The organism is Kitasatospora kazusensis (genome assembly GCF_039529945.1).
GTDB classification, from domain to species: domain Bacteria; phylum Actinomycetota; class Actinomycetes; order Streptomycetales; family Streptomycetaceae; genus Kitasatospora; species Kitasatospora kazusensis.
Map to the genome: position 1 here is coordinate 1 of NZ_BAAANT010000085.1, position 7,679 is coordinate 7,679.

7 protein-coding genes are annotated in these 7,679 nt (G+C 71.2%); 4 read left to right on the top strand and 3 right to left on the bottom strand.

Translation table 11 applies throughout. The annotated features are described in order from the left end of the window. On the top strand, positions 1 to 277 hold a 277-nt coding region (locus ABD330_RS31595), incomplete at its 5' end, for an ATP-binding protein (RefSeq protein WP_344469748.1). Positions 278 to 524: 247 nt separating this feature from the next. Beyond that, entirely contained in the window at positions 525 to 1,409 is an 885-nt protein-coding gene (locus ABD330_RS31600) for a hypothetical protein (RefSeq protein ID WP_344469749.1), read from the top strand. A 109-nt stretch (positions 1,410 to 1,518) separates the two neighbouring features. Here the strand turns inward: ABD330_RS31600 and ABD330_RS31605 are convergent, their stop codons facing one another. The 3 genes from ABD330_RS31605 to ABD330_RS31615 all read right to left on the bottom strand — a co-directional run bounded on the left by ABD330_RS31605 (position 1,519) and on the right by ABD330_RS31615 (position 3,393). Next, complete coding sequence (locus ABD330_RS31605; RefSeq protein WP_344469750.1) at positions 1,519 to 1,650, bottom strand: sigma factor-like helix-turn-helix DNA-binding protein; 132 nt, start codon at positions 1,648 to 1,650, stop codon at positions 1,519 to 1,521. 216 nt (positions 1,651 to 1,866) lie between these two features. Next, positions 1,867 to 2,256, bottom strand: a complete 390-nt coding sequence (locus ABD330_RS31610) for a hypothetical protein (protein ID WP_344469751.1) — start codon at positions 2,254 to 2,256, stop codon at positions 1,867 to 1,869. Between the two features lie 255 nt (positions 2,257 to 2,511). Beyond that, a complete protein-coding gene (locus ABD330_RS31615) occupies positions 2,512 to 3,393 on the bottom strand; it encodes a hypothetical protein (RefSeq protein WP_344469752.1) in 882 nt (293 codons plus the stop codon). 207 nt (positions 3,394 to 3,600) lie between these two features. Here ABD330_RS31615 and ABD330_RS31620 point away from each other — a divergent pair, with 207 nt between their 5' ends. Both ABD330_RS31620 and ABD330_RS31625 read left to right on the top strand, forming a co-directional pair. Beyond that, complete coding sequence (locus tag ABD330_RS31620; RefSeq protein ID WP_344469753.1) at positions 3,601 to 5,376, top strand: helix-turn-helix domain-containing protein; 1,776 nt, start codon at positions 3,601 to 3,603, stop codon at positions 5,374 to 5,376. Between the two features lies 1 nt (position 5,377). Continuing rightward, positions 5,378 to 5,998, top strand: coding sequence for a hypothetical protein (locus ABD330_RS31625; protein WP_344469754.1), 621 nt, complete (start codon positions 5,378 to 5,380; stop codon positions 5,996 to 5,998). The last annotated feature ends 1,681 nt before the right edge of the window (positions 5,999 to 7,679 follow it).

Sequence of the window (7,679 nt, forward strand, 5' to 3'; positions counted from 1 at the left end):
GCTTCACCACCGGCGCGACCGGCCCCGGCCGGACCTCTTCAACCGCCTCAACCGAGGCGATCACGTCGCTCATCAGGTGCTCTTCCTTGATCGGGAGGTACACCGGTCACCGTACAGACCCCCAGTTGGCTGGACGAAGATCTTCACCGACCCCCGCCTCTGCGCGGCCATCGTCGACCGCCTCACCTTCGGCGGCAACATCATCGAGACCGGCACCGACTCCTACCGCCTCGCCTCCACCCGCGCCCGAGCCGAACAGCAGGCCACCGTCGGCTGACGGTCGAGGCTCGCGGGCGGTCGTGACTGCCGGCCGCTACACCGGATACCCGATCTGAGCGATGTCCTCAGCCAGCAGTCCGCCCGCTCCGGTGGGGCGGGTCAGCGCTGCGCTGCCGTGCCCTGGCCGTCTGGTCACTGTTGCGCGGCGGTGACACCGGACGGACCGGACAGGGATGTCGGCCCGACAGGATATTCACATCGCACAGAGCAGCGGCAGGCCGAACGGGTGAACGGAAACCCCGGGGGTGGCGGCACGGCTCCCGCGTACCGACCCGATCATCACCGTCATCACACCGTTCCGGGGGAACTCCACCATGCGCAAGCACCTGCCGTCCCGCATCGCCAAGACCGCCACCGCCTCCGCCCTGGCCCTCGGCCTCGCCGCCGCCATCGCCACCCCCGCTGCGCAGGCCGTCACGCTCACCGGCACGGCCGCCCCCGCCGCGCAGGCCGTCACGCTCACCGGCACGGCCGCCCCCGCCGCCCCCGCTGCGCCTGCCGCGCCTGCCGCGCAGGCCGTCACGCTCACCGGCACGCCCGCCCCCGCCAGGACCTCGCCCTGGCTCACCGGTTCCGAGCTGCCGCTCGCCGGCACCTTCCAGTGGCAGGCGCAGCCGAAGAGCATCACCACCACCACCGGCCAGTTCCAGTGGCTCTACACCTGCGGCATGGGGAAGAGCCCGACCGCCGAGCTGCACACCACCTCGGTGTCGGTGATGCAGTTCACCGGCGCGGCCAGGCAGGCCCACGCCGCGCAGATCCTGTTCCACTTCAAGGACGCCACCACGGCCGGGAAGGCACTGTCCACCATCGAGGGCGACTACGCCGGCTGCGCGGGGCGCCTGGACGCGGGCCACTGGACCGACACGGCCTCCGGTCAGAAGGTGCACTTCGACGTGGCCCGGACGGCCGCCGTCACGAGCGGCGTCGCCTACGACTTCACGGCCCGCAACAGCGCGGGCAGGCCCGCCGACATCGACGACCTGCCCTCTGACGCGAAGGAGCTGTTCGTCCAGAACGGCGCGACCGTCTCGATGATCTCGATCGACGCCGCCAAGGTGCGGCTCGACAACGTCTTTGGTGACGCGAAGGCGCTGCGCGTGATGGAGAACCGCCTCGCCCGCTCCTGACCGCCCGCCCCTGCCAGGCCCCGTCACCGCCGCGAGTCGGCGGTGGCGGGGCCTCACTGTCTGTCCGGGCATCAGCGGTGCGGGCATTCCGGGATGACTGCGGGCCGGATCACCGGCGAACCTGATGCCGTTTGACCGTCCCGGGGCTGCACCCTGGCCGGTCGGCCGCCTCGGCCACGGAGAGGTCCTCGTAGAAACGGAGCACCGCGCGGGCACGCGGCGGGGGAAGCCATGACGCCACCCCTGGCGTCCGGGCGCCGGCCCGGCGAAGGCCGGCCGGGCCAGGTGGTCTCGCGCGCGCAGACCACCTGTACGGAGCCTTCGGCGTCCGGGAGGGCGCGTCTACTTCTCTGACTACTTCTCTTAATGGTGTCCGGCTGGTGCGGCCACCCCCAAGGGCGCTGCCGCCTCCGGCTGTCCTCTGACAGGTGAGCGATTGCCCGGCGGCTTTGACCGGTCAGAGCTCGTAGGGGTACAGCTCCACCTTGTCCGCTTCGACGTTGATCTCCACCCAGGCGTTGCCGGGCGGTGGCGGTGATCCGACATCGAACAGCACCTGGGAGTCACCCATCTCAAGGACTGCGGCGCCGTCTTCGGTGAGCTGCAGCCGTCCTCGTAGGACGACCTGGCCGGCCTCCTCGCGCACCCCGGGTTCGGCGAGCGTGGCCGGCCGCGTGTTGCGACCCCAGACGATGTCGCCGTCGACGGTCCATTCGATGTGATGCCGGCCGGCCGCGTTGTCCGGGTCGCCTCGCCACACCGCCACAGTGCTGCCGACGGGCGTGTGGACCCGGACCCTCGGCGACCTGGACGGGCCCAGCGGCAGCAACTCGGTACGCACCAGCACACCCCGATCATCCACCACCCGGCCGGACGCGATCAGGGGCGGCCAGGACAGAACGGTCAAGATCACCCGTCACAGGACACCGTCACCCCTTGTGACGGAGCGCCATAGTTTGCGAGTGATCGTTTAGAACCCACTGGTCAGCGCTGTGGCGGTGCACGGGGGTTTACGAAGCCGGAGCACGGCACCTTGCGAGACGGGGTCGTCCGAGTGCGGTGGCGGCCGCCCCGCCGTTGCACGGCACGGCCGGGCGCGTCGTCAGCTTTCGGTCTGTTCGGGTTCTTCTGCTTCTGCGGGGATGGCCCAGCGCAGGAGGGTGGTGGTGTCGCGTCGTTCCAGGGTGACCGGGTAGACCTGGCCCCAGGCGCGTTCGCCGCGGTGGCGCATGGAGTGGTCCCCGGGGTCCCAGCCCAGGCCCAGGACCTGGCATCCGTCGATCTCGATCTGTCCGGCGAGCAGGGGGTGGGTCTGGCCGGCCCGGTCGAGCAAGTGGAAGTGGTTGTGCGCGTCCACGGAGACCATCAGGCCATTGCGGGGCCCTTCCGACAGCCAGTTCCGGAGCTGGCCGGCGTACTCGTGGGCTTCGCGCAGCGGGAGGTCGAGCCGCCCGTAGGGCCCTTGCCCGCCGTATCGGGGTGTCCGCTCGCCGCCGAAGACGGCGTGGGCCTCGTCCTCGTACTTCCCCCAGTAGGTGACATCGGCGAGTCCGTCGACGGATTCACCGTTCAGTCCGACGAACGAGTCCACGGCGCGCGCGTCCCCGAGGACCATCCCGCACCGGTCGACCGGTAGGTCGCCCAGCCGGATCGGCTCCCCGCCGCCGTCGTCCGGCCAGGGCAGGCCGAGGTCGACCTCCAGGACGGAGATCACCGGCCCGTCGGGGGAAACCCAGGGTTCGGCGCGCACCTCCAGTGGCCGGTCGGCGGCGGCCGGCACCGCGACCGCCTCGCACCACCATTCCCGGCCGGGGCCGTCCGCGGGCTCGTGGAGGTGGCCGCCGCCGAAGCCTGCCGCGGCCAGCGCCCGCATGGACAGCGGATCGCCGACTTCGGGCCACTGGTCGATCGAGCCGGCCATCCCCAGCACCAGCACACCGGACGGCGCGGTGACGACTCCCAGGTCGACAGAGGTCTCACTCATCCGCCGATTCAACCAGGTGTAGATCAGGTGGCTCGCGGGGCCTCGCGGCCGTGCAGGTTCACCGGGCTCTTCACATGACCCGGAGTCGCAAACCATCGTGCTCCACTCGCAAACTACGGTGCTCCATCACACCCTCACGCCACCCGATCCAGTGAATCGGCGCTAACTCTATGGAATTTATCCATTCAGTATGGATAAGATGCCTGTATGGCACTCAGTACGTTGGAGACGTTGCGGCTCACCGTGGCCGCCCTGCGGCAGCGCACCGGCGAAAGCCAGGCGCAGCTCGCCGCGAGCATCGACCTTACCCAGGACAAGGTGTCCCGCCGTCAGTCCGGGGCGCAGCCCTGGAGCCTGGACGAGGTGGACGCCCTGGCCCGGCACTGGGGCCTGGCGCCGCTGGACCTGCTGGCCGGTCCGACCCGCGCCGCCGAGTCCATGACCTGGCCGCCCGGCACCGCCACACCGCAGCCGGTGCCGGCCGCCTTCACCGCCCAGACCCCCGCACCCGCACCCGCACCCGCACCCGCACCCGCACCCGCACCCGTCCCGGTTCCGGCTGCTGCTCCGGTGCAGCCGGCCGCTCCGGCCGTCGAGCACCCGGCGGCCGCCGTCCCCGGGCAGCCCGAGGCCGCCGTCGCCCAGGGCGCCGACTACGACCGGGGCCCGGACGGAGAGCCCCTCCTCCATCCCCCCGTCCCGTGCGAGCGCTGCGGCCGCCCGCTCGCCTACCGCACCGGCGGCCGCCCGCTGCACCTCGGCGGCTTCTGCACCCCCGCCACCCCCGCCACCGCCACCCAGGCCCCGGCCACCCCCACCGCCGAGCCCGTGCCCGCCACAGCCCCTGCAACCCCCTCAAGGCCCGCCCCCGCCCCCGCCCCCGCCGCGCAGCCCGCCCCGGCCGAGGCGCAGCAGCCCGCCCCCGCTGCGCCCCGCCCCACCCCGGCCCCCGCGCCCGCCGCTGCGCCGCGCGGCGAGTACGCCGGCAGCGGCCGGGACCTCGGCTACTACCTCGACATGATCACCGCAGCCGTCGAGCAGGCCCTGGAGGAGCACGACGGCGACACCGACGCCGCCTCCGCCGCGCTGGAGAAACGAGCCATCCCGAACGGAATGGACCTCTTCGAAGCCACCCGCGTCGGCGCCGCCTACGAGCACACCGTCTACCCGGACCGCCTGGAATTCCTCTCCAAGAAAACCCGCAACGGCGCCGACGAAATCTGGGAGGGCCGCCACAAGTGGGAGAACGCACCGCTGATGGAGGCGGTCCGCAAGGGTGAGCCGGCGGAGGTGGCGGTCGACGTCCTGGACACCAACGCCGCCTACTGCTCGGCCCTCAAGACGCACCTGCCGATCGGCTCCCTGGTCCACCAGCCGGGCGGCGGGTTCGACCCGAAGCGCTCCGGGATCTACCTGCTGCCCAAGCGTCCCACCTGGGAACACCCGACCCTGCCGGACCCGATCGGCAACCGGCACGAGGCCGGCCCGGTGCTCCTGGACGGCGCCACCGTCCGGCTGCTGATCCGCTGCCACAAGCTCGGCCTGGCCGACGCCCCGCACATCACCGAAGCCTGGACCAGCGGCGCCTCCGAAGGCCTGCTGGAGAAGTTCCGCCGCGTCCTCACCCAGGCCCGCGAAAACGCCATCACCGACAACGACACCATCACCGAAAAATACGTCAAGGCCATCTACGCGAAATTCGCATCCACCATCGGCGAATCCACCTACAACCGCGACATCCGCCGACCCGACTGGATGCACATCATCCGCTCCCAGGCCTTCGCCAACCTCTGGTACAAAGCCCACCGCGCCCACAACGCAGGCCTCACCATCGTCCGACTGCGCGGCACCGACGAACTCCACGTCACCGGCGGAGAATGGCGCAAGGCCAACGGCGGTGTATTCGAGGAAGGCCGCCTCGCCACCCAGATGAAACTCAAGGACCAATACACCCTGCCCCTGACCCGGAAGCGGAGCGCCTAAAGTGTCGACCGACGGATGGAAGAACTTCGGCCGCTACGGCGCCGACGGCGACCCCGGAAACGTCCACGGGAAAATCGCCCTCGCCCGCGCCCTGGAGGACGCCCTGGAGCGGATGATCATCGAGGGCGGGATCAAGTCCCCCGTCAACACCCGCCGCGGCCTGGGCGCCCGCATGCGGTACCTGCGCACCACCAAGGGCGGCGCCCAGGCCCTCGCCGATGCCGGCGTCACCGCCACCCCCGCCACCGTCCGGGCCTGGGCCAACGGCAAGCAGCAGCCGCGGCCGGCCACCCGCGAAGCCATCGACACCGCCTACTGGAACCTGCGCGCCGCCAACGTCCTCGCCAACAGCGGAGCGTTCAAGCAGCACCTCAACCGCGGCGGCCGCGGCAGCAAAATCGAGATCCACCCCATCAACCAGCAGCCCGTGGACGAGAACCGCCGCCGCGACAACCTGCGGGTGCGCTCCTTTCAGGTCCGCTACGTCTGGGACGACGCCGTCGACGCCCTCACCACCGGCGACGCCGGCAAGCTCGAAGAGATCTGGGACGACATCATCTCCGAGCTGGACAGCGACTACGGGGCGTACCAGTACGTCTCCCACGTAGGCCTCGGCGCTTGACGCAGCCGCGCCCGCCCGCTCGCCCGACCCCGGCGCCCCGGTCCCGCTGACGGCTCCAATTGGAGCCACCAACGGGACCAGGGCGCCGACGCGACTCCTGATGCAGCTCCCGATGCAGCTCCCGATGTGACTCCTGATGCAGCTCCTGATGCCACCACCCCACCCCCGGCCCGGCCACGGCATCCGCCCAGCTCAGAGCGGCAACCAAGGCCCCCGGAAAATCTGACAACCCTCTCCTGGCCCCTTCTCTTCTGTTGTTGTGTGGTGGTTGGTGGCGGCGGTTCGGGGTCGAGGTGCGCTGCGCGGCCCGCCCTGGCCTCGCGGCCGGCCAGGCCCGGCAGGGCCGACCGCAGCCCGCCGCGCGCCGCGCGCCGACCAGGAGCAGGCCAGGCGGCCCGGACCGGGCCCGACATCGCACGCACGTAGCTACCACCGCAGGCACCACCGCAGACAGCACCGCAGGCACCACCGCAGCTACCACCGCACGTACCCCGGCCCTCTCCGCGCCGATCCGACGTTTCCGCAGCTCAAGGCCGGTTTTCGGGACGTCGTTAATTCAGAGAACCCCCTCTGTCTGCTCCTTTCTCCTGTCTTGGTGGGATGGGTTGGGTCTGGGTTGTGCGGTTGGACGGCGAGTGGTTCGGCCCTGCGGGGCTGTTGTTGTGGTGAGCGTCCGGCGCTGCCGGCCGCACGACCCGCCGAGCAGCCGCCCGCCGCCAGACCCGGCCCAACCGCGCACAGCGCCTCTGTACGGGCCCGTACCGGCCCAGCGGCCCCCAGCACCGGCACGCCCGCCCCAAGCCACACAGAAGCGGCCAGGAGGCTGCCGCGCCCCGGCCCCGGCGCTTCGGGCCGGGCCCGCCTCGACGTTGCGCTGCTCCTGGTGGTCCAGGAGCTCCGGGCCCCGGCCGTCCTGCTCGGCGGTCCGCCCGGCCCCGGCAGCCGCTGCGCCGGAATTCGGCCGGGCGGTTATGGACGATTCCCATTCCGACAGCCGGACCCTTTCCACCAATGGGGCTGCTACCCGAATTTCGCGTCATATCGTTAACGGCCGGGGCCGGTCGGCCGCCGCTGTTTCTGGTGGAAAGTCAGGGCGGACACCGGGGCCGGTTCCTGGGATTACACAGGCGTGATGGTGATGCGCGGTCAGATGGGCATGGAGATTGTGGCAGGATTGGCTGACGTCGGATTCCTGATACACGGTCAGAGTGGAATCGGTGGGCTTGTCGGGGGGCGAGCGGGCCCAGTTCGGTCTAGACCACTTGCATCGGTCTAGACCACTCATGTCGGGGGTCTGCACGTCCTTGGTCGGGGCTTGCGTCGGGCCCGTCTCGGTGACACGATGTGAGTATGGTCGGGGTTCGGGCCCGGCCCCGTGTCCGTCCGGTTGCCGTGCGCAGGCCCCGGACACCCCCCTCTCCCAGTCAGCCCGCGCACGGAGTGCGCCTCACCTGTACCACGTTTGAGCAGCAGAAATGTTATCCCAGGGGCCACCCGTACGGGCCCCTCGCCCGGACCCCGGCCCGGCACGCGGGCCAACCTGCCTCGAGGCTCCGGCCGGAGGCCGGCCCCCGGAGCGGAGCGGAGGGGGACCACCCTCCGTCACTGCGTGACGGAGTCACGCAGCGTCACTCCGTCACGCTAGTGACGGCGCGTCATGTCTGCGGAGCAGACGGCGCGC